This is a genomic window from Mycoplasma sp. 10961, assembly GCF_055523525.1.
The window spans coordinates 825,880-850,152 of record NZ_JBVFVD010000001.1 but is presented as its reverse complement, the minus strand read 5'-3'; the positions used below and the strand labels follow the sequence as shown (position 1 = coordinate 850,152).

The window sequence follows — 24,273 nt, the reverse complement described above, 5'->3', positions numbered from 1 at the left end:
TTTGTTTTGCTTACTTTTTCAAAAAGTAAGGCACCCTTAATTGCAATTAAGGGCGGGGGGGGGGGATTAAAAATATTTTGGTTTGCTTTGGTATTTTTTAACAACTTGGCGGTATTCGTTAATCTTGTTCATCATATAGTCAATTTCAGCTTGTGTGTAATTGTCAAGACTTTTACCTTTAGGAATGTAATACCTAATCAAGCGGTGCATATTTTCAATTGTCCCTTTTTGCCATGAACTATAAGGCTGACATCTAAACAACCGTTCTTTTGGAATAAGTTCGTGCAGTAATGTGTTTTCCTTGCCATTGTCAACAGTTAAGGTTTTAATGTCTAAATTATGCGTTTTGATAAGCTTTTTAACAGCTTGTTTTACGGGCTTGGCCCCTCTTTTGCACAACATAGCATATGCCAGGCGTGATTTTCTTTCAATAAGTGTTACCATAAAAAATTTATCAAAAATTGTAGTGAGTGACCACAAAATCACCTTATTACAAAATAAAAGCACTGATATCTTTATTTAAAAAGTGTCAGTGCTTATATTTAGCCTAATTTATTGGCTACTATAAAAATATAATCAAATGATTAAATAATTCTATAAATGTTTAATTGATAAAATTTTTATTGTGTATTTAGTAGGAGCCTCTACTTCAATTTCATCACCAACACTTTTACCAAGCATTGCAGTTGCTAGTGGAGAACGTGTTGAAATTTTATTTTCAAAAGGATTAGCGTCGTGAGAACCAGTTATTTTAACTGAATGATTAGTATTTGTATCTAGATTATAAAACTCTACTTCAGTATTAATATCGACATTATCATTTTCACGATTGGTATTTGATTCAATAATAATGGCTCTATCGAGGATTACTTCTAATTCTTTAATTCTTCCTTCAACAATCCCTTGTCTTTCACGGGCTGCATCGTATTCAGCGTTTTCAGAAAGGTCCCCTTGTGCACGAGCTTCTTTTAAAGCTTCTTGCACAGCTGGACGTTCAACGTCAATTAATTTATTATATTCTTTAAGATATTCATCATATTTTTCTTGTGATAATTGTATTTTATTATTGTTTAATTCGCTCATTATATCTCCTGAGGTATGTAATATTATTTTTATTTTACTATATTTTCAAGATTTTTATTAGTAATAAATAAAAATCTTGATGAAAAGTAAGATATTTCATAGTTTATGTGTTTGTCTTTGAGAAAGTTAATAAAGTCATTAAGTTCTTTTCGTTTAATATTTTGTAATAAAATGCAAATCATGCCATTTGGTTTAAGATTAAAATAAAACTTGTTAAAAATTGTGTTTAAATCATATGAAGTGTGGAAAACACCGAGAAAATCAATTTGATTATCATCATAAATGTTAATTGGATTTTCGTATAAATCAGGATGATTTAAACGACCTTGGTTTAGTTTATTTAAATCAATATTATTAACATCATAATAGGTGGTTCCTTTGGTTTTTATTGCTAAACATGAAAACGCAAATTCATCATCTTTTGCCAAGATTAATTTATCTTGATAATTATTTAAAAAGATTGTATTAATCATGCCTTCAATATCATAAGGATTATTTTTTGATTTAAAATAATTTTCTAATTCAAAGGGCAAGATTCCAATATCATTGCGTAATGATTTAATTTGTTCCATTGATTCACGTTGCAACTTATCAACATACTTTTTGGTATATTTTTTTGTTCAAATTAAAATACCAATATAAACACCAAAACCTAAAAATAGTGCAACAGCTGCTGAAATTATTAAAATAGTTCTTCAAGTCATGGTTTATTTGCCCTATTCTTGTAGTATTCTAAGTAATCATCTAGGATTAATTGGGCGGCCATTTTATCTTTATGTTTCTTGCGTTTTTGGTTTTTTAACCCGGCACTAAGCATAATTTCATGTGCTTTTTTTGTGGAATATTGTTCATTGATTAACATAATTGGCAAATTTAAATTTGTTTTCAAATCATTAATTATTTTTTCAACATAAAAAGTTGTTGCACTTTTAGTTCCGTCTATTTTCAAAGGATAGCCAACTATCAAACCATCTATTTTGTGGTTTATTAACAATTGTTTAATATATTTTATTATTTCTTTGCTAGCTTGATTTTCATCGTAGCGAAGAGTATCTAAACTTGAAGAAATAATTTCTGATTCGTCGGTTATGGCAATTCCGCATGTTTTTGTGCCAATATCTAAGCCTAATTTTCTCATAGTAACTTTTCTTGGATGAATGTTTCTAATCCTTCTGCGCTCGCAATTTTACCCATAGATAAAATTGCATTGCCTCCGCCTTTGCCACCAAATTCCTTAAAGATTTGTTGAGCTAGGTAATTAGAATTTTGTGATTTTGAAGCAACTACTAACATTGGGGCTTCTAAATTATTAACAATAAAAAATGTTGCATTATGATATTTTTCTCTTAGTGTTGTTGCAATTACTTTAATATTATCATTTGTATCAACTTTAATAAATGCATATTGATGATTTGAGATGGTTTTAAACTCAATATCATCATATGAAAAATTAGAAGTTTGGTCTTTATCTTTTTGTAATTTAACATAATCATTTCGAATTAATGCAATTGCTTTATTTAAGAATTCAATTGATAATTCTAAATCTTTTGGTAAATCTAAATCAAATTTATAGTCTGGATTTAGATTTAAATTTCTATTAATAAGTTTATTAGCTTCTAAAAGTAATTGATCTTTTTGGGTTTCAAGATATTCATAAACTAGTTTATATGATGAAATAGCACGAATTCTAAATACCCCTGCAGATTTTTTCTCAACGCTAACTATTTTAAAGTTTTCTAATTTGCCAGAATTACTAAGGTGCGTCCCTCCACATAAATCCGCTGTAATATTATCAAATTTAACGATTCTTACAGAATTTGGATTCATATATTCAGCTTCTTCCAAGGTCATAATAGCACCCATTTCTTTAGCTTGGTTTGTGGTCATATTTAAATAATGTCTTTGAGCACCTAATTTAATATAACTTCTAACTAATTGTTCAACTTGGGTAATTTGCTCTGATGTTGGTTTTGAATCAGCTGGAAAGTCAAAAGTTAGCCTTTCTTCATTATTATCACTTCCAAGTTGTTTGATTTCTGGTCCTAAAACATTTCTAAGTGCAGCAAATAAAAAGTGTGTTCCTGAGTGGTTTCTTTCTAAACTAAGTCTAATTTGTGTATCAACAAAACATTCAACTGTATCACGAGAATTTATCAACCCTTCTACTTTATGAATGTGGTTACCGTATTTATCTTTAAAAACATCTAAGATTTGGATTTTTTTATTATTTTGTAATATGTAACCTTTATCATGTCTTTGCCCACCACTTGTGGCATAAAAAGGTGTATCTTTTAAGATTAAGTAACCTATTCCATCAATTGTATCTTGAAATGTATCAGTATCCATTAAATGTAGTATTTGCGTTTTATTTTCTGTAAATTCATAACCTATAAAGTTATCAATTTTTTGCTTAATTAAAGCTAGTGAATTGATAACTTTATCCATTCCAGAAATTTTAGCTCCGCGGCTTGAATCAGCATGAAGTTTTTTAGCTTCTAAATAAGCATCTTTGTCAATTTTAATTCCTTTAGAAGCGAGAATTTCTTCTGTTAGCTCAATAGGAAAGCCATAGGTTTCAAATAATTTAAATGCAAGAGCTCCATCAAAGATAGTTTGTCCACTTGAAATATGTTTATCTAATAATTGACGACCATTTTCAACTGTTTTTGAAAAAGCTTCTTCTTCATCAATAATGATGTTTATTATTGGCGTAGTATCATATTGATATGGTAATGTTTCTTTAATAGTATCTACTAATTTATGTAAGATAGGTTCTTGGATATTAAGTAAGATTGCAAAATATAAACTGCGACGAATTAAACGGCGAATTATGTAACCTCGACCCACGTTTGATGGCTTAGCTCCATCTGCAATTGCGTTAACAACAGATCTCATATGATCTGCAATAACTTTAAAGTAAGTGTTAATTTCACTTTGTTTAACATCTTTTGTAAAGTAGTTTTGGGTTTGATATCTGCAAGTAGTATATTTTTCAACTTCATGAATAATTGGTAAGAATAAATCTGTGTCAAAGTTAGTAGGGGCATCTTGCATAATTGAGACGATTCTTTCAAAGCCGGCACCTGTATCAATATTTTTTTGTTTTAATTCATTGTAATTGCCTTCACCATCTGAATTGTAAGTAGAAAATACAATATTTCAAATTTCAACATAACGATCATTTTCAACGTCATTTTTTAGAAGTTCCAAACCTCTTTTATCGTATTTTTCCCCTCGGTCATAGAAAATTTCTGTATTAGGGCCACATGGACCTGATCCGACTTCTCAAAAGTTAGTAGATTTATCACCAGGAATCATATGATCTTCACTAAAACCTTCCTTAATTCATAAGTTTTTAGTTTCTAGATCTTCATAATAATATGTAAAGTATAATTTTTCTTTATCAAGTTTTAATTCTTGCAGCAAAAACTTGGTTGCTAACTCAATTGCTTCTTTTTTGAAATAATCACCAATTGAAAAATTACCTAACATTTCAAAAAAGGTATGATGACGTGCAGTTAAACCCACATTTTCAATATCATTTGTTCTAATAACTTTTTGTGAATTAACTAATTTTGTTGAAGGTGGTATTTTTTTTCCTTCAAAATAATCTTTTAATGTGGCAACACCACTATTAATTCATAATAAAGATGGATCATTTTGAGGAATTAAACTTTTAGATGGAATGATTAAATGACCATTTTGCTTAAAAAAGTTAAGTCATTTTTCTCTAATTAATTTTGAATTCATATCTACTCCTATAAGTAATCAATTTTTTTATTATTAATAAATAATTCATCAATAGTAGCACCACCAATGCAATATTCTCCATCATAAAAGACAACTTGCTGACCAGGCGTGACTGCTGAAGAAGTATCTGGGTAAAATACTTTAACTTGATTATCGTTTAAAATTTCTATTTTTACTTTAATATCCTTTTGGCGATACCTAAATTTCGCGGTTAAATTTTCAGGATTATAATTTTGATTATTAAAAGTGTAATTAGATGCAATTAAGGAATCAGAAATTAAGTATTGAGGTTTTGAACTTGGAGCAACGTATAAAATATTTTGTGATACATCATGACCACAGACATAATATGGTTCTTTCATCCCCCCTAGATTCAATCCTTTGCGTTGTCCAATTGTGTAATAAAAAACACCAACATGTTTCCCGATAATTTGTTCTGTAGTTATATCGATAATATCTCCTTCTTGTGCAGGGATATAATTTTGGAGAAATTTCCCAAAACTACGCTCACCAATAAAACAAATTCCAGTGGAATCTTTTTTATTGGCTGTTATTAAATCTAAATTAGCAGCTATTTTACGAATTTCTGATTTTGTTAACTCAGAAAGTGGCATTAAAACTTTTTCTAACTGTTTTTTAGTCAATTGAGCTAAAAAATAAGTTTGATCTTTATCTTGGTCTTTTGCTCGTAGTAAATAACCATTTTCGACTTTAGCATAATGGCCCATTGCAATATAATCAGCTTTTAATTGTTCAAATGCATATTTCGCAAATGAATTGAATTTAATATATTTATTGCATAAAATATCCGGATTAGGGGTTCGTCCTTTTGCATATTCATCGATAAAATTTTGAAAAACATTATCCCAATACTCTTTTACAAAGTCAACACGGTGCAATGGAATATCAAGTTTTTTAGCAACAGACATTGCATCTTTATAATCAACTTCCTGTGGGCATGCTTCATTGTTTAAGGTATTATTTCCTAAAATATCATTGTTGGCAAGGCTATCTCAATTACGCATAAAAAGTCCAATTACTTCATAACCTTGCTCTTTTAACAAATAAGCGGCAACAGAGGAATCAACACCGCCGCTAAGTCCTACAACAACTCGTTTTTTTAAAATATCCATATTACTCCTTTAATTTAATATTAAAAAATTATAATGAATTTTTTTGATTTTTTTTAATTTATGTTAAAATTATAACATGTGGTCGCGTAGCTCAGCAGGACAGAGCACGAGCCTTCTAAGCTTGTGGTCAGAGGTTCGAATCCTCTCGTGATCGCCATTTTTTTTATAACTTTTTTAAATAATTTAATAAAATAATCATATTATAACAATTTTAGTTATAAGTAGAATAAGAGGTTTTTTTATGATAAAAACTTTAAAAATCTTACCAAGAAAAATCAAAATTCATTTTTTATTTGGTGTATTACTTTTATTCATTAATGTTGGGTTAACAATGTTAACTCCAATTTTCATATCGCAATTTTTACCACTATTAATCGATAAAAAAGAATTGTATGAAATTGAAGTTTTTAAAAATGTAATTTATAGTTCAAAAGACTTTGTTTCAGCATTTATATTTTTATTATTGAGCACAATAGGATTAATAATAGGCGGCGCTTTAACATCATTTGTCAGTCTATTTATAATAATATGAGCTGGCGAAAATGCTTCTGAATTTTACAGGAATATTTTATATGCCAAATATCAAAAACTTAGCTTAAAAGATATTTCACATTTTAGTGTTGAATCTTTGATAACCAGAATTACTGATGATGTTGCAGTTTTTTGAGAGTTTTTAGTTGGAGCTACAAGCGCTTTAATTAAAGCACCATTATTTATAGCATTTGGATTAACATTTGCAATTTTAACAGACTTAACGTTAACCTGAACGATTGTTGCAATTGTTCCTTTAATTGTTGGTTCAATTTTATATATTTTAGTAAAAGTTATGCCTTTAATTATTAAGGGTCGAACAATTATTGATAATAATACTAAATCAGTTAATGAGATAATCAGTGGAGCAAGACTCATTAAAGCATACAATTTGCAAGAACAACAATATCAAAAATTTAAACAAACAAATAAAGCATGGAAGAAAAACGGAATTAATATTTTTAATATTTTTTCCATTAGTATGCCGTTTTTCTTTTTTGCAGTTAATTTAGTTATTGTATTTATTTTTTATGGAGGATATCGATTACTTGCTGCTAATCCATCTCAAGATGTAAGTAAATTAATTGCTAAAATTAATACTTTTATTGAGTATGAGTTTATGATGGCGTTAGGTGTTTCAATGTTTGGGCAGTTTTTAGGGACATTTTTTAGGGCAAGGGTATCATCAAAAAGAATCATGGATGTAATTACTTGTGAATATGATGAATTACTAATATATAATGGTAAATCATTGCCAAATGATACAAGCGAATATTCAATTGAATTTAAAAACTTTAGTTATAAATATTCTAAAACTGCTGAAAAGTATGCTTTAAAAAATATTAATTTTAAATTAGAAGCTGGGCAAACCTTAGGAATTATTGGACCTACTGGTTCTGGTAAATCAACGCTGGCGAATATTTTAGTTAATAATATGAAATATTCTGAAGGTAGTGTAAAAATTGCTGGCAAGGAAGTAAATGAAATTAATTCATCACAATTACATAAGCAAGTTGGAATTGTATTTCAAGAAGCTATGCTTTATTCAGGGACCATTGAAAGTAATTTAAAATTTGCAAAAGAGGACGCTACACAAGAAGAACTTTATAAGGCAATTGAAAGTGCTTGTGCAACTGAATTTGTTAACTCATTCAGTGATACTTTTCAACATGTTGTTGAGCAAAGAGGGAAAAATTTATCTGGTGGACAAAAACAACGTTTATCAGTAGCTCGTACTTTATTAACTAATCCAAAAGTTTTAATCCTTGATGATACAACTAGCGCTCTTGATAATTTAACAGCCAGAAAAATGGTGCAAAATATTGCACAAAATTATATATGTACAACGATTATTATTTCTCAAAAAGTTAATTCAATTAAAGATGCTGATAAAATTTTAGTGTTGAACAATGGTGAAATTATTGATTGAGGTAGTCATAGTGAACTAATTGCTAGATGTGATTGATATAAAGATATTTATCACAATCAATTAGAACAATAAGATAAGGAGAAAGATATGAAACAAAAATATTCATCATGGCAAGCAATCAAACTATTATTTTCTTTCGCTAGAGATTTTAAAAAACAAACTATGCTCGGAGGTCTTTTTTCTTTTATCAATGCCGTTGCATATATCTTAGGTAGTTTATTAGTCGGGCTCGTTGTAAGTTCCTTTTTTGATCCTATCGCAAATGGGAAGAGTGCTTTTGAAAATTTTGACACAACTCGCTTTGCGCTAATTTTGGTGCTCCTAGCTTCTTGTTATATTATTTATGGAATTTTTAGATATTTAGAAAATAGATATTTTGTTAAAGTTAGTTTTGGAACTGCGACAAATATTAGAAAAAAAATTATAAAAAAAATGCTTAAATTAAATATTAGCTTTTATGATCGTAATAAAGCTGGTGATTTAATTTCAACAATTATAGGTGATGTGACAAATATTGCTTTTTCATTAAACCAAGTTTTATCAGCGGTTATTAATGCTTTTATTAACATTAGTTTATCTTTAATAATGATGTTATTAGTTTCTGCTAAATTAACATTAATTGTCATACCATTAACTTTACTAATGCTTTTTAGTGTTATGATGTTAATTAAAAAATCTCAACCTTACTTTGAAAAAGTACGTAATGCTTTTGGAAGGTTGAATGCATTTGTTGAAGAAACATTAACAAATACAAAAATTACTAATTCCTTTGAAAAACAAAAACCTATTTTAAAAGAACTTGAACAGTTAACCAGAGATATTAGAAATGTTAGTTTTAAAAGTGATTTAGTTTCTCGAAGTTTTGAAATTATTTATTCAATAATGTCAAATAGTATAATTTTAGTGATTGCCGGCATTTCAGCATTTTTCTTCTTTAGGCAAGAGCCAATTTGAGGTGTTCCAGGCATTATGGGACAAACAACTAATATTGCTACTTCTGGTTTAATAGTAACTTATATCTCGCTTAATTGAAATTTCTTAGGTCCATTTCAAAATGCACTAGGTACTATATTTGGGGCACAAAGTGCTGTGGCATCAGCAACACGGGTAGGAAATTTATTAAATGAGCCTGAGCCAGTTATAAAAGATCAAAAAATAAAAATAGTCAAAGTATCATTAAACCAAGAAACTAATAAATTTGAGGAAACTGATGCAAATGATCCATATGGATTTTATGCTTGAAAAACTTTTAATAATAATACTAATGAATTGGAATATAAATCAGTTAAAGGAACAGTAGAATTTAGAAATGTTTTTTTTAAATACCTTAATGATTCTCAAGAATATCAATTAAAACAAGCAAGCTTTTCTGCGAATCGGGGACAAAAAATTGCTATTGTTGGACCTACTGGAGCAGGAAAAACTACGATCGTTAATTTATTGTCTAAATACTATGATTATACATCTGGAAGCATTACAATTGATGGCCATGAACTTAAAGAAATTGATACAAATAATTTAAGGGATATTATGACAATTGTATTACAAGATTCATTTTTATTTAATGAAACAATTATTGATAATTTAAAGAAGGCAAATCCAAAAGCACCAAGGGAAGAAATTATCAATGCCGCCAAAATGACAAAAGCACATGACTTTATTTTATCTTTAGAAAATGGATATGATACCTTAATTGAAAATAATGGGTCAAATATTTCTCAAGGTCAAAAACAATTATTGTCTTTGACAAGGGCGATTTTAACCAATAGAAATATTTTAATTTTAGATGAAGCTACTTCAAACATTGATTCAAGCACTGAAAAAATAGTTCAAGAATCAATGTTAAGGTTAATGGAATATAAAACTTCTTTTGTAATTGCTCATCGGCTAAGTACAATTAAAAATTCTGATTTAATACTTGTAGTTAATGATGGAATGATTATCGAAAGAGGAACTCACGAATCATTATTACAAGAAAAAGGTTTTTACTACAATTTATATCAATCTCAGTTTAACTAACAAATCATATGCAAGAAATTGCATATGATTTTTTAATTTAAATAGCTAAATACATACAATAAAAATAGAAATAAAAAGAATTTGCAGCAAAAAGAAGTTAAGAAATCAGTTACGTATCTTGTGAATTCTTTTAAAAAATTCTCCCCTGATGAATTTGCTCCTTCACCTAGTACAATTTATAAAATAATCAAAAAATACCCTTATTTCCTTGATTTTGACCATATTGTTAAAAAATCTGAAGGCAAATATGGCATAAGAAAGAAAAAACAAACCAAACCTAAAACATTAAAATATGCTACAGAAATTTCAAAACGTCCAGCTTATATTAATGATCGCTTGGAACATGGCCATTTTGAATTAGACACCGTTATTGGTAAAATCAATGATACATATTGTATTGTGACCATAATTGAACGGCAAACCAGAATGTCTTATGCTATGCTCTCAAAACGCAACTCCAAAGCTATAAAACAAACTCTTCTAAAACTAATCAAGAAACATAACTTAGACATTAAAACTTTAACAGTTGATAATGGTAGTGAAAATGTCTTATTGCACCAGGTCATTCCAACTGAAAGATTGTTTAAATGCCAACCATATAGTTCATGACAAAAAGGTTCAATAGAAAATATGCACCGCTTAATTAGGTATTACATTCCCAAAGGAAAAAGCTTAGATAAATACTCTCAGCAAGAAATTGATTATATGATGGAAAAAATAAATAACTATCGGCAAGTTGTCCGGCAATATAATATAACCTAAGAAATTTTTAATCCCCCGCCTTTGATTGCAATCAAAGGGGCCTTACTTTTGACAAAAGTAAGCAAAACCGACGAGAAAACACTGCCGTGTTTTCTGTTTTCTCATACATTTTTTTATCTAAAAATTATGTTAAAATTGAAAAACAATTATTTTGTTAATATTTTGCAAGTGACTTTTCCAAAAAACAATTTTAAAAATACTAATTTTAAAATATTTTCTTGTTGTATTAATTGCATATTCTTATAGATGTTATATAATATAAATATACACATAAAATATATTAGGAGTTTATTTATGAAATACAAGAAATTACTATTTAAATTATCTACAATTTCTGCATTATCATCAGGTTTTGCAGTTGTTGTATCTTGTTCTGGAAGTAATAAACCTATTGCTGGTGATCCAGATATACCACGTGTTGAACCAGTTTATTCTGCAGAACACTGACGCGACTTATATAGAAAAAATAATGTAAGTTACAATGAAGCAATTGATACTTTTGCAAAAGAACTTGATAAATTAAAATCACAACTTTCATCTGAAAAAGATGAAACAAAAAAAACAGCTATTGAAGATAAAATCTTTGATTTATTTTTCAATGCTAAAGCAAAACTAACCCCATTAGTTCATAATTACAATTATTTCTTTACTCGTTTAAGAGAAGCAGAAAAATCTGAAAATTCAACTTTAAGAACAGTAAAGATTTTCCACTCTAATGACGAACATGGAAGAATTGAGTTTGATGACTCTAAATACAACAAATATGCTGGTATGGTGGAAACCAGTAAATACCTTGCTGATAAGAAACGTGATTTATTAATATCAGCAGGTGATATGATTCAAGGTTTACCTTTATCAGATTCGGATAAAGGAAAAACAATTTCACAAATTGCTAAATATATGCAATATGACTCAGTTACTGTTGGTAACCACGAGTTTGACTATGGTTTAGAGCATATTTTAGCATTAAATGAAAGCACTTCTCAAGATAAAGAGGGTATTAAAATGCCATTTATCTCAGCTAATGTATACTACAAAGATTATGCAAATGAAACCAACAAACCAGATCGTTATGATCAAAATTTAGTTGGTAAAAGAGTCTTTAAACCATACATTATCAAAGAATTAGAAAGCGGAATCAAAGTTGCAATCATTGGTTTAACAACCCCTGATACAGTTTATACTTCGCACCCTAAAAATTCGGCACTAGTTGAATTTAGATCACCAAGTGATGAACTAAAAAAAGCAGTTAATGAAATTAAACAAAACAATCCTGAAATTAAATTAATTATTGCTGCTACTCACCTTGGAACAGGTAGAAACGATGCAACTTGAACATCAGATTATCTTGCACAACAAGATGCTGGTGATGGTTTAGATTTAATTATCGATGGCCACAGCCATTCATTTGTTCCAATAAATAACAAGGATAAAGTAACTGATACTAAAAATATTTATATAACTCAAACTGAAGCATATACTAAATATTTAGGTGATATTGACATAACTTTTGATACTTCTACTGGAAAAATTACTCAAGTTTTCCAAGTTTTAAGAGATATTAGTCAAATTGAAATTTACAATGCTAATTTAAGTGATAAATTATTAGCACGTCTAAAAACAGTATTTGCTAAAGAAAACTCAGTTAAAGCTTTTGATTCTCCAGGAGTATTTGAACACGTGACCAGTGTAAACATTGATGGAACTTCATACTGGAAAGGTAGATTAATGCCTACAAGCCTCGGAACTTATGCTGCTGATGCGCTAGCTTGAGGATTTGTAACTCAAGAGCCTTGGGGTTCAAGACAAGGTTTTGAAGTTGGAACTTTAGATAATACTATTGGCCTTCTAAATGGTGGTGGATTACGTTCTGACCTAAAACAAGGTGAAATATCACGTGGAGATGCTTTAGCAGTCAGCCCATTTGGCAATAGAATCGCTGCTGTTAGAGTTAAAGGTTCGGTTGTTATTGAAGCTTTAAAACATGGTTTAGGTGCTGGTAAAGCTGGTGGTTTTGCCCAACTATCTACCAACATTTCTTACACTGTTAATGCAGTTAAAAAACTAAATACTAAAACACAATTAGAAGAATATGTTTGAGAAGCAGATACATCAAGCTTTAAGGTAAATAACAAAGCTATTGATCCAAATCAAAATTACTACATTGTTACAAATGACTTTATTTTGGCAGGTGGTGATGGATATGGTATGTTAAATGTTGATGCTAATGATGGAGTAGTTTTAGCATATGAAGGTGATAAATATATTGATACCTTAATTGAATATGCTAAGAAGGTCTCAGCATCCGGAGCATCACTAGACCAAAATAAATTTGAAAGTGCCTTATCTTCATATTTAAATGCAGATAAATACAAAACTCAAATAGTTAATATTCCGGAAGAGGCTAAAAAAACTTCTAAATAATTTCAATAAAAAAGTAATATTTAACTATTAAGTTATGTTTATTAAAATCAATAATTGTGTATAATATTATTAAGCACATAAATTAAATATATTTTCAATCAAACTATAAGAAAAGGAGCATTTATGCAATTTAAAAAATTATTATTAACAATTTCTGGAATTAGTACATTCCTAGTACCAGCTGTTGCGGTGTCTTGTGGGGGTTCTCAAACTCGAACATCTGGATACCACAGACGTGATAGTGACTATGTAAGATCTTCAGAAAGAGTTGCAGCACTTACAACAAACTCAACCTTAACTCATGACTTTGCTCAATCAGAAGCAATTAAAGCAAAAAATATTAAATTTACTTTAATTACTGATACAGGTAATGTTACTGACAAATCATTCAACCAATCAGCTTGAGAAGCGTTAAATGCTATTGGTGATCAAACCCAAAAATCAGATACAGAACAATCATTTGAGTTTTTTACAGTAAAACCAAGTAAAAACACATACCAACAATCATACAATACTGCTGTAGATACTGGTACTAATGTACTTGTTTTACCAGGATTTGCGCATGGCGAAGAAATTAGTAAATTCATTAAAGAAAATAAAGCAAAATTACAACAAAAGAAAGTTGTTATTATCGGAATTGACTTTACTGTAAATACTGACTATGAATACTTCTATGCACTTAATTTTGATGTTAACCAAGCTTCATGACAACTTGGATATGCACTTTCAAAATACTTATCAACAGAGTTTGCTAGTGCACCAGATTCAAGAAAGGTTGCTACATTAGGTGGAGGAGCATTCTTCGGGGTTACAGACTTTATTACCGGATATTTAAAAGGTATTAAAGCATGAAATGATGCCAACCCAACTTTAAAAACAAAACATGCTGATAGTATTAATTTAAATGCAGGATTTGAAGCTAATAACGCTCAAAACTCTGCAATTACCAATATGTTAGGTACAGGTGCTAAAATTGTTTACCCAGTTGCTGGACCTGCAACAACTCAAACAGTACAATCAGTTACAAGTAATGAATCATACCGTGATAAATTAGTTGTTGGAGTTGACGTTGACCAATCTAAATCAATTCCAGCTAGTTCAGGTTACTTTGCTACTTCAGTACTTAAGAATATTGCACAAGCAACATATGACATTATTTTAGCTAAAGTATTTGGAATTCAAGCACTTGAAACCAAAATTTCAGCCTTCAAACAAGGTGACAAAAATAACTACTATGGTGGATTTGGTGACGGTTGAGTAGGTCTAGCACCTTCAACAATTGCAGATACAGCTAAGAGAGAAAAAATGCAAGCTGCTATTGAGGAAGCTAAAACTAAATTCAATGCACTTTCAGCAGATGAGAAAGCATTTGTTAGTGCAGCAAAAGCTACTAAAGAATCACAAGCTGCCACAGACGAAAACTCAATTAAAACATTAGTTGATACACTTTTAGCTGCAGTAAATCAATAATTTATTCAAAAAGTTATTTTATTAAGCCGCCTGATGGCGGTTTAATTCTTCAAATGATACCTTTACTTTTTATTATATCTAGTGAAAGGAGGTTAAAATGGAAAAACTTAATGCTATTGAATTTAATAATATTTCTAAGTCCTTTGGAACTATTAAGGCTAACCAAGAAATAAGTTTTCAAGTTGAAAAAGGAACAATACATGCACTAATTGGTGAGAATGGTGCTGGGAAAAGTACCCTTATGTCAATTTTATTTGGGCTTTATTCACCTGATAATGGTGTTATTAAAGTTAATAATAACGAAGTATTAATCAAAGGGCCTAATGATGCTAATGCTTTAGGTATTGGTATGGTGCACCAACACTTTAAATTAGTTGATGTTTATACCAACTTGGAAAACATTGTCCTTGGTGCTGAAGATATCAATAAAAATACTCGTGTTATTGATTATGCACCAGCAATTAGAAAAATTAAAACAATTCAAAATAAGTTTGATTTACATTTTGACTTAAATAAACTAACTGGTACTGAAACAGTTGCCACCCAACAAAAAATTGAGATTATGAAAATGCTTTACCGTGATTCAGAAATCTTAATTTTTGATGAACCTACAGCTGTTTTGACAGACCAGGAAATCCAAGGTCTTTTAAATACTTTCAAATTATTTAAAGAACAAGGTAAAACAATTTTATTTATTTCACATAAATTAGGTGAAATAAAAGAAGTTGCTGACAATGCAACTGTTATTCGTCATGGAAGAGTTACAGGTAATTTTGCCGTTAAAGATGTTTCAATTGAAGAAATGGCTAACCGAATGGTTGGCGGTGAAGTTGAAAATGCCCGTAATGAATATACCGACACAACAAAAAATAAAATTATTTTAGATGTACAAAATGTTTCTACAGAAGGTGAAAAACCCCTTAAAAATGTTTCGTTACAAATTAGAAGCGGTGAAATTGTTGCTATTGCTGGAGTTGAAGGCAATGGTCAAACTGACTTAGAATATGTTATTAGTGGTATGAAAAAACCTTCTAATGGAACAATTAAGTTAACCAAAACACCTTTAATTAAAGAAAAATTAAAAATAATTGAAAAAGCCAATATAAGAAAAATTTACTTTAATGTTCTAATGTTCTTTTTAACATTTATTGTTGGTACGATTTTGATGGTGTTAACACCAGAAGCAAAAGATATAAACGTTATTTATAAAATAATTGGTGGATTTTTATATGCTATGACAATTGTATTTTTCTTCCAATCTGTTAATAGTGAAGTAAAAAACCGTAAGAAACTTGAAAATATTGTCTTTTATAATTTTTCAAGTAAAACGCGCCGGATTGTTTACTTAACAAAAATATCATATTTAGTTACAACATTAACTTTATTAATTTTATGGCTTTCAGGATTTATTTTAAATGAATCTCAAATCATACCATTAGTTTCTTTAGCTATTTTCTTAATTAATGGGCTACTAATGGCTTGAAACTTAGTTTTCATCTTTAAAGCCTTACATATTTCCAGACAAATCTTTGATAAAAACAATTTAATTCGCCATGTTGCTGTTATTCTGCTAAATTCAATTTTATACATTGTGTCATTTATTATTTTAGTGTTTATTGCTTTTACAAATATTAGAGCAACATTAAGTACAACAACTAATAATGTTATTTATGTAATAATGTATATATCTGTTTTAGTTTCTGCTGTAGCATTATTAATCCATTTTTATAGTTGAGAATTATTCTTCACTAAATCAAATGACAAAGAACAGCTGCAAGACCAAGATGAATACTTAGATTTAGAAAATCTTTCAGTTTACGAAATTTCAAAGCTTGGTCTTTCATTTATTCCAAGTGATAGACATAAACACGGTTTAGTACTGGACTACAACATTAAATACAATACTGTCTTGCGTAGGCTTTGAGATTCTTCTTATGTAAAATTTGGTATTTTTAATGAAAAAGCTATTAAACAAGAAACTAAAAATATTATTGAGAAATATGATGTTAGAGGAGCCCGCAATGGTATTTCCCAAGCTCGCCAACTTTCTGGTGGGAACCAACAAAAATTCATTGTTGGTCGTGAAATGAATTCTCCTCATGACTTTATTTTAATTGTGCAACCAACTCGTGGTTTAGACGTTGGAGCAATTAAAAACATTCACGAACAAATTTTAGAAGAAAAGAAGAATGGTAAAGCTATTTTATTAATTTCGTATGAACTTGATGAGGTTTTAGCTTTAGCTGATAAAATAGCGGTTATAAATACAGGTGAAATCTTAGCTGTTAAAGAAGCTAAAGATTTAACCAGAACTGAAATTGGTATTTATATGGCGCATAAAAACGAAGAGAAAGGAGCAAACTAATGAAAAAAGGTTTATATGCAGATAATCCTGTTGTAGATTTTGGGGAAAGAACTCGTAGATTCTTTATGTTTGAAGAAAAAGCAAGCAGTCGTAGAAAGATTTTTGCATCTATTTGAGCTGTTTTCTTTGGATTACTATTTGCTTCAATCATTTATTGAATTATTGGAAGTACTGGCGATAATCCCCAAGATACAACACTTTTCTCATTTGTAACATATATTTTTAGATTCTCAAGTACTGAATCTAATAGAAGTGTTTTCTTACTTTATTTCCTTTTCTTTGCCTTTTCTGGTTTAGCCATTTCGATTGGTTTTAAATCAGGGTTATTCAATATTGGGGTTTCAGGTCAAATGACCTTCCCTGCAATTATTTTCTTTGCAATTATTATTGGTTTAAAATTAGATATTGAAAAGATTTCATTAGAGTTCTTAGTTGGAATGTTCTTTGTCTTTATAATCATGGGAATGTTTATAGGACTTATTTCCGGATTCTTAAAAGCATTCTTTAATGTACACGAAGTTATTTCAACGATCTTTTTAAACTGAATTATTACATATATCGCAAAATATTTATTTACACAAGGTAATGAAGCTTTTGGGAAGGAAGCTTTTAGTTACTTTGACCCAGTTAGTGGAACAAAAAATATTTTTATTAGTGCCGAACATCAAAATTTATTTATTTATTTTGGAATTGGCTTAATTATCGCTTTAGTTGTTTTTGTGTGATTTATTTACAGTAAAACAGCTATTGGATATAAAATCAAAATGGTTGGTTTAAATAAAACTAATGCCAAATATGTTGGTATTAACGAAAAATTACTTATAGTAACCATTATGGGGATTTCAGGTGCTTTATCTGGTGTTGCTGGGTTTTTCTTAATTATTCTTAAGAACAATAAATTAGAAGCAGCATCTGCGCCTATGGGAATTGGATTTGAAGCAATTGCAATAGCCTTAATTGCTTTAAATAGTCCAATTGGTGTTTTATTTACGTCAATATTCTATTCTCTTATAAATACTTCTCAAATTGGATTTAGTTTCTTAAGAGGATCTGAAAAAGTTACTTTTGACTTTTTCCCAATTATTACTGGTATTATTATCTTTATGTCAGCTTTAGCAATTATTTTCTATAAATTTAGGGTAATGAGAACTATGGCTAAATATGGATATTTAAGTACAAATAAAACTTATTGATATAACTTTAAAACATACCACATTAGTAAATTTAAGTATATTTTACCTGAGAAAATTAACTTATTTAAACTATATACAACTGGTATTAAAACTCGTTTAAACTTTAGAAAACAAGAAATGCAATATCAAAAAGATGTTTACAATCAAATCAAAGCTTCAAAAAATATGAGCGAAGAAGAACTTTTAGATTTTTACACCAAATTATCTAAAGCTAAATTCGACCATATTGCAAAACGTAATGAGGCTGGTTTAAACCAATATCGTGATTCAAAGAATAAATTTAAAAACCAAGTTCAAAACCGTAAACAAAACTTTAATATATTAAAAGAATCATTATTTTTAGACTTTAATAAGAAAGTTTTAGCAAAATATAAACAAACTTTCAAAATTAAAGATTTAACTGTAGAAGGAGGAGTGTAATATGGAAATAATTCTTAGTTATACATTTTTCTTCTTTGTTATCCTTCTATTAGGTACTATTTCAGGTATTTTCTCTGAAAGATCTGGAACTGTTAATATTGCTATTAATGGATTTATGGTCTTTGGCGCAGCTGTTTATTCAATATTTAGTGTCATCTTTACTGATTCACTAAATATTACTAGTGCTTGGTCACAAATTCCACTTACTTTATTGGCTGGACTTGTTACTGTATTATTTGGTCTATTATTTGGTTTAGCAGCTGTTAAATTCAAATCAGACCAAACGATATCTGGTTTTGCTATTAACGTTTTAGCAACTGGTATTGCGGCAATGGTAGTTTTATACTTAACAACCAGAACTCAAAAAGCAGGATCAGTTATTGTATTTAGAGGACGTGAAGAATTAGCTTTATCTCCTGCAATTGGAACTTACCGTAACATTGTTTCATTTAAATTAGCAGTTGTTATTATAGTAGCTATAGCCTCATGGTTTGCACTTAGAAAAACAAGATGAGGTTTAAGATTTAGATCTGTTGGTGAAAACCCTCAAGCAGCTGATGTAGCCGGAGTAAATGTTAATCGTATTAAATGACAAGGTCTAGCGATATCTGGATTTATTGCGGGGATCGCTGGTGCGATCTATGCTCAAGTGCAAATTAATATTTTTTCACTTTCAAAAGATGTGCAAGGGTTTGGTTTCATCGCCCTAGCCATTATGATTACCTCAAGATGAAAAATTAGTTTTTCAGTAATTGTGTCATTATTCTTCTCGTTCTTACTTGCATTCTCATTCTATGGAATTAATACCCTTGGTGCTTCATTAAGTAAATTTGCAGATTTATTAGCAATGATCCCATACTTAATTACCTTAATTATTATGATTATTTCAAGTAAGAATTCATATGGACCTGCAGCTGCAGGTATACCTTATGATAAGTCCAAGAGGTAATAAAACACATTACTCACTTAACAATAAAATAATAACCAATATTTGGTTGTTATTTTATTTTTTTAAGTTATATATAATTTATTATCATTTTAGACAGGGAAGAAATATTCGGACAAAATCCGAATATTTTTAATATAAAGAAAAAGAGGTAGTTATGAGACATTTAAAGGCTAAAGAATGAATCAAAATTTTTGACTTATATGATAAATACTTGAACCTGGGAATAACCAAAGCAGAATTTGAAAATTTCTGTTTTGACATCAGAAAAGCATACTGCAATAAAGAATCAATGAAAAATATGTTAAAGAAAAGAAAACTGTATAATTTAAATATGAACATAGAATCACAAAGCGGTAAATCACCCAAGAAAGATAAAGGTGTTGGGAGAAAGAAAAAGAAAGTTCTCGATTATACATGAATTAATACTCTTAAAGATGATGAAAAAGATGCAGTTATAAAATACTACTATCGAATTTTTAATGAAAATAATATTGATGCAGATATTAAAAATATTAAAGAAATTGAAAATCTTTCATCAAAATACAAGGCAAAAATTTTTTTAATAGCAAGATCCACATATTATGAGAAATTGAAAGATAACAACAAGTCTAAAGAGATAAATGTCAAACACAAAGAAATAATTTTTAAAAGTTTTGCCGAAAATAAAGAAAGGTATGGACGAAGGAGACTTGCTAAATATATTTTCCAAGAATATAATATTCAAATAAATCCTAGAACCCTTGGGAATTATATGAAAAAACTTAATTTAAAAACATTTGTTAGACAAAAACGTAAAAACAAAGAATCTAAAAATACTTGAGTTAAAGTGCCTGATTTAGTAAAACGAGATTATAATTCAATCAACAATAATATATATGCAACAGACGTGACCTACATACCAGCACCAAAAGACATTGAGCAAAATCATATCTATTTATCCGCAATTATCGACCATAAAACTAAGTTTGTGACCTATGAATTATCACTTAGAAATGATACCGAACTAATTTTGAATAATATCAGTAATACAAAATTCAAAAATAATTTTATTTTACATTCTGACCATGGATCTGCTTATTCTTCGCTTGAATATACTAAGAAAATAAAATCACTAAAAGGTAAAATATCAATGTCAAGAATTGGTAATAGTCTTGACAATCGTGAAATTGAGTATTTCTTCTCAATTCTTAAAAGTGAAATTTTCCCAAATTTTGATCAAACCTGTAAAAGACTTACTTTTATTGAATTATCACAAAAAATCAAAGAATTTATAAACTGATATAATTATAAAAGAATAAGATAAAAAAACCTTCCCAAAGCATTCCGTTTGGCTTAGCCAAATGGTATGGTTGGGGAAGGTAAAACTGTCCGAAAAAAATTTCCCAGTTTATTTATATCATGAATTTTATTACATGTCAGCATGATTAATTTAAATGTAAAAAATCAACCTATTTAAATAGGTTGATTTTACTTATTATCTTTAATAGTTAAATAAATTTCATCTAATTGATCTTGTGCAACATTTGATGGTGCACCAGTAAAGATATCCTCACCTTTAGAATTTTTTGGGAAGGCGATAACATCTCTAATGCTACTATAACCTGCTAAAATCATGATGATTCGGTCAATTCCTAAACCAATACCACAATGAGGTGGAACACCATATTCTAATGCATTTAGGAAAAACCCAAATTTAGATTTTTGTGTTTCTTCATCCATTCCAATTAATTCAAAAACAGTTTTTTGAGTTTCCTGATCAAAGATTCTGGCAGATCCTGATCCAAGCTCAAAACCATTTAAAACCAAATCATAACTTTTAGCTTTGATTTGTGATTTATCTAATTCATTAATTTCTTCTAATGAATGATTAAATTGAGTAAATGGGTGATGTGCTGCAGCCCACGAGCTTGTTTCATGATCATATTCAAACATAGGAAAGTCAATAATTCATTTAAATGCATATTCATTTGATGCTCAATTGAATCATGTATTTAATTCTGTTCTTAAAGCACCTAAGGCCTGTGATGCCTTTTGGTAATTGTTTGCAACAATTAAATATGTACCATCTTGTTTTGTTTGGCTATTAATTAACTTTTGAACGGGCTCGAATACTTTTGATGCAAAGTTTGAATGGTCTATTTCTCCATTATTTACAACAAAGTAAAACAAGGCATTTGCTCCATTTTTCTTAGCAATTTCCTCTAATGATTTAAATTGTTTTTTACTTATTCGTTCAGAAATTTTTAATAATCTTTTGCTTGATGCTTCTTTAATAATGTTAAAATCCGATTCAGCACAAAAATCATTAATATCAATAATATGATTTTTAAAACGTAAATCAGGTTTATCACTTCCATATTTGGAAATAGACTCATCATAAGTAATTCTTTCAAAAGGAATTTTTATTTCAACATTCATTGTTTTTTTCATAACATATTGGAACATTTGTTCAATCAATGTTTGAAAGTCTTGAACATCAGTAAAACTGGTTTCAATGTCTAGTTGAGTAAACTCAGGTTGGCGATCTTTTCGTGAATCTTCGTCTCGAAAACATCTGGCAATTTGAAAATATTTTTCAAAACCTGAAATCATTAACAATTGTTTAAATAATTGAGGGCTTTGAGGTAATGCATAAAAACTATTTAAATTACGAGTAGGAACTAAGAAATCCCTGGCCCCTTCTGGTGTGGCTTTTGAAAGAATTGGGGTTTCAATTTCCATAAAGTCTTGGTTTTGCAAAAATTCTCTGAGAGCAAAAATAAATTTATTACGTAATGAAAGTGTTTTTTGCATTATTGGTCTTCTTAAGTCTAGAAAGCGATTTTGTAGCCTTAATTCTTCCTTAACTTCTATATCATCACGAATTTGGAATGGTAATTCATTTGCCGCTTTAGATAAAACTTTATATTCTTTTACTATAACTTCAATTTCACCAGTAGGCAGATCTTTATTAATATCTTTCCGTAGTTCTACTTTACCTGTTACTTCTAAAACACTTTCTTTAGTAAAGTTGATTGGTTGATTAAATATTAATTGAGTAATACCAAATTTATCACGTAGGTCAACGAAGTTTAATTCTCCAAATTTACGTTTGTTTGCTACCCAGCCATATAAAGTCACAATTTGACCAATATTTTCTTTTCTTAATTGATTATTATTAATTTTTTTTGTCATTTATTCCTCCTCTAAAAGTTCTTCCAGAGCACTTAAAGTATCTTCTTGTATTTGTTCAATATCATTAATTAGGAAATTAACAAGTGAAGTAATTCCATCGTCTTGCTTTGAGAATGTTATTCTTTCTTTAGTCTCTAAGTTTTTTATAATAAATAAATCTGGATATTTTAAATCAGTTGTAATAATGTAATTAGCATTATATTTGCTTGCTTTTTCAAGCACTTTCTTAGATTTAACTAAGCTAAATTCAAAAATAGCTTGGAAGTTTGGGATTTGACTTAAAGCAATATAAAATTTCATTAAGGCAGCAATATCTGCCTCTTTATTTGAAGCACACAAATAAAGCTTAGTGCTTTGGTCTGCTTCTTTTAGGTTTTCAATTGATAATGATTCACTATTAGCAAAAAAGTCAATTAAACGTTCAACCCCTAAAGCAAAACCAACACTAGACAAAGATGGGCCGCCTAGCTCACTAATTAAATTAGAATATCTTCCACCACCAATAATTGCAGCTTGTGATTTATCAGAGCGAGATGTTGCAATAAATTCAAAAACTATTTCATCGTAATAATCCAATCCTCTAACCAAATCCTCTGATACCTTATAATCAACACCTCAATCTTTTAAAGCTTTACATAAATTATCAAAATATGTTTTTGATTCACTTGATAAATATTTTGAAATTTTAGGAGCTTTTTTAACAAAACCAAGTTGTGAATCAATTTTATCATCTAAAATACGTAATACATTACCACTTTCAAGTCTTTCTTGGGAAATGCTTGAAAGTTGTGATTTATAAGGATGAAAATATTCTTTTAAGGCTTGTGAATATTTATCTCTTGTTTGTTTGTCGCCAATTGTATTAATTTTTAAGGTAAAGTCATCATTAGCAAAAACACTTAAAAGATTATTAGCTAATAAAATTACTTCTAAATCTTTTAAATAATTTTTTTCTCCTACGTGCTCAAAGCCAATTTGATAGAATTGGCGGTATCTACCTTTTTGAGGTTGCTCATAACGGAACATGGGACCTATATAGAAGAATTTTTGATTTGGGAGTGTGTTCCATTTATTTTCAACATAAGCTCTTACAAAACTTGCTGTTCCTTCTGGTCGCAATACAATATTTCTATTACCTTTATCAGTAAATTGAAACATTTCTTTTCGAACTAAATCGGAATCTCCAACACTTCTTGAAAATACTTCTTGGTTTTCAATAATAGGGGTATCAATTTCTTGGTATGCTTGCTGTTGTCCTAAAATACGAGCCACATCAAAAATATGATTTCTAATTTGTGTTTTTTCTGGGGAATAATCGATTGTTCCTTTAATTTTACTTATCATAAAACTCCTTAATTTTAATATTTATATAATTATAATATAACAGCAAAAAGTTTAAAAAACAAATTAAATAAAATTCTTTTTTTGTTAAAATATATAAGCAATATGTTTAATTGCAGAAAGTAGAATCACTTCTCACCTGATGGCCCTATAGCCTTGGGTTTAGCTACAATTAAATGCATCAATAATGGTGCTTTTGGTAGGTCGAGTGCGATTACTTTTTTAAGTTA

Annotated in this window: 17 protein-coding genes and 1 tRNA gene; 10 read left to right on the top strand and 8 right to left on the bottom strand. The window is 29.1% G+C overall.

All coding sequences use genetic code 4. From position 1 onward, the window contains the following. Nucleotides 1–66: 66 nt before the first annotated feature. From AC0B4T_RS03640 to mnmA, 6 genes are all read right to left on the bottom strand, one after another. A complete protein-coding gene (locus tag AC0B4T_RS03640) occupies nucleotides 67–444 on the bottom strand; it encodes an IS30 family transposase (RefSeq protein ID WP_465103170.1) in 378 nt (125 codons plus the stop codon). Between the two features lie 150 nt (nucleotides 445–594). Then, the gene (gene greA, locus AC0B4T_RS03635; RefSeq protein ID WP_465103169.1) at nucleotides 595–1,083 is read right to left on the bottom strand and encodes a transcription elongation factor GreA; all 489 of its coding nucleotides are present in this window, start codon (nucleotides 1,081–1,083) and stop codon (nucleotides 595–597) included. 29 nt (nucleotides 1,084–1,112) lie between these two features. Continuing rightward, nucleotides 1,113–1,787, bottom strand: coding sequence for a BC85_0335 family putative methyltransferase (locus AC0B4T_RS03630; protein ID WP_465101236.1), 675 nt, complete (start codon nucleotides 1,785–1,787; stop codon nucleotides 1,113–1,115). Beyond that, nucleotides 1,766–2,221 (bottom strand): Holliday junction resolvase RuvX, encoded by a 456-nt coding sequence (gene ruvX / locus AC0B4T_RS03625; RefSeq protein ID WP_465103168.1) that lies wholly within the window; start codon nucleotides 2,219–2,221, stop codon nucleotides 1,766–1,768. The genes AC0B4T_RS03630 and ruvX overlap by 22 nt, the downstream gene beginning before the upstream one ends. Continuing rightward, nucleotides 2,209–4,833 (bottom strand): alanine--tRNA ligase, encoded by a 2,625-nt coding sequence (gene alaS / locus AC0B4T_RS03620; RefSeq protein WP_465103167.1) that lies wholly within the window; start codon nucleotides 4,831–4,833, stop codon nucleotides 2,209–2,211. The genes ruvX and alaS overlap by 13 nt, the downstream gene beginning before the upstream one ends. Nucleotides 4,834–4,841: 8 nt before the next feature. Then, nucleotides 4,842–5,957 (bottom strand): tRNA 2-thiouridine(34) synthase MnmA, encoded by a 1,116-nt coding sequence (mnmA, locus tag AC0B4T_RS03615; RefSeq protein ID WP_465103282.1) that lies wholly within the window; start codon nucleotides 5,955–5,957, stop codon nucleotides 4,842–4,844. An 89-nt stretch (nucleotides 5,958–6,046) separates the two neighbouring features. Here mnmA and AC0B4T_RS03610 point away from each other — a divergent pair. The 10 genes from AC0B4T_RS03610 (at nucleotide 6,047) to AC0B4T_RS03565 (ending at nucleotide 20,831) form a co-directional block, all read left to right on the top strand. After that, a tRNA-Arg gene (locus tag AC0B4T_RS03610) sits at nucleotides 6,047–6,123 on the top strand. An 84-nt stretch (nucleotides 6,124–6,207) separates the two neighbouring features. Continuing rightward, nucleotides 6,208–7,998, top strand: a complete 1,791-nt coding sequence (locus AC0B4T_RS03605; protein ID WP_465103166.1) for an ABC transporter ATP-binding protein — start codon at nucleotides 6,208–6,210, stop codon at nucleotides 7,996–7,998. Between the two features lie 15 nt (nucleotides 7,999–8,013). Continuing rightward, complete coding sequence (locus AC0B4T_RS03600; RefSeq protein ID WP_465103165.1) at nucleotides 8,014–9,945, top strand: ABC transporter ATP-binding protein; 1,932 nt, start codon at nucleotides 8,014–8,016, stop codon at nucleotides 9,943–9,945. Nucleotides 9,946–10,026: 81 nt separating this feature from the next. Then, complete coding sequence (locus AC0B4T_RS03595; protein WP_465103164.1) at nucleotides 10,027–10,707, top strand: IS30 family transposase; 681 nt, start codon at nucleotides 10,027–10,029, stop codon at nucleotides 10,705–10,707. A 294-nt stretch (nucleotides 10,708–11,001) separates the two neighbouring features. Then, a complete protein-coding gene (locus AC0B4T_RS03590) occupies nucleotides 11,002–13,131 on the top strand; it encodes a bifunctional metallophosphatase/5'-nucleotidase (protein WP_465103163.1) in 2,130 nt (709 codons plus the stop codon). A 123-nt stretch (nucleotides 13,132–13,254) separates the two neighbouring features. Further along, nucleotides 13,255–14,601, top strand: a complete 1,347-nt coding sequence (locus AC0B4T_RS03585; protein ID WP_465103162.1) for a BMP family ABC transporter substrate-binding protein — start codon at nucleotides 13,255–13,257, stop codon at nucleotides 14,599–14,601. Between the two features lie 97 nt (nucleotides 14,602–14,698). Further along, on the top strand, nucleotides 14,699–16,966 hold the full coding sequence (locus AC0B4T_RS03580) for an ATP-binding cassette domain-containing protein (RefSeq protein WP_465103161.1): 2,268 nt from the start codon (nucleotides 14,699–14,701) through the stop codon (nucleotides 16,964–16,966). Continuing rightward, nucleotides 16,966–18,579, top strand: coding sequence for an ABC transporter permease subunit (locus tag AC0B4T_RS03575; RefSeq protein ID WP_465101244.1), 1,614 nt, complete (start codon nucleotides 16,966–16,968; stop codon nucleotides 18,577–18,579). The genes AC0B4T_RS03580 and AC0B4T_RS03575 overlap by 1 nt, the downstream gene beginning before the upstream one ends. 1 nt (nucleotide 18,580) lies before the next feature. Next, nucleotides 18,581–19,528, top strand: coding sequence for an ABC transporter permease (locus AC0B4T_RS03570; RefSeq protein WP_465101245.1), 948 nt, complete (start codon nucleotides 18,581–18,583; stop codon nucleotides 19,526–19,528). Between the two features lie 154 nt (nucleotides 19,529–19,682). Then, nucleotides 19,683–20,831, top strand: a complete 1,149-nt coding sequence (locus AC0B4T_RS03565; protein ID WP_465103160.1) for an IS3 family transposase — start codon at nucleotides 19,683–19,685, stop codon at nucleotides 20,829–20,831. A 164-nt stretch (nucleotides 20,832–20,995) separates the two neighbouring features. On the opposite strand, the gene aspS is transcribed toward AC0B4T_RS03565, so the two are convergent. Together aspS and hisS are read right to left on the bottom strand one after the other, a co-directional pair. Continuing rightward, the gene (gene aspS / locus AC0B4T_RS03560; protein WP_465103159.1) at nucleotides 20,996–22,702 is read right to left on the bottom strand and encodes an aspartate--tRNA ligase; all 1,707 of its coding nucleotides are present in this window, start codon (nucleotides 22,700–22,702) and stop codon (nucleotides 20,996–20,998) included. After that, nucleotides 22,703–24,046, bottom strand: a complete 1,344-nt coding sequence (hisS, locus tag AC0B4T_RS03555) for a histidine--tRNA ligase (protein ID WP_465103158.1) — start codon at nucleotides 24,044–24,046, stop codon at nucleotides 22,703–22,705. Nucleotides 24,047–24,273 lie beyond the last annotated feature (227 nt).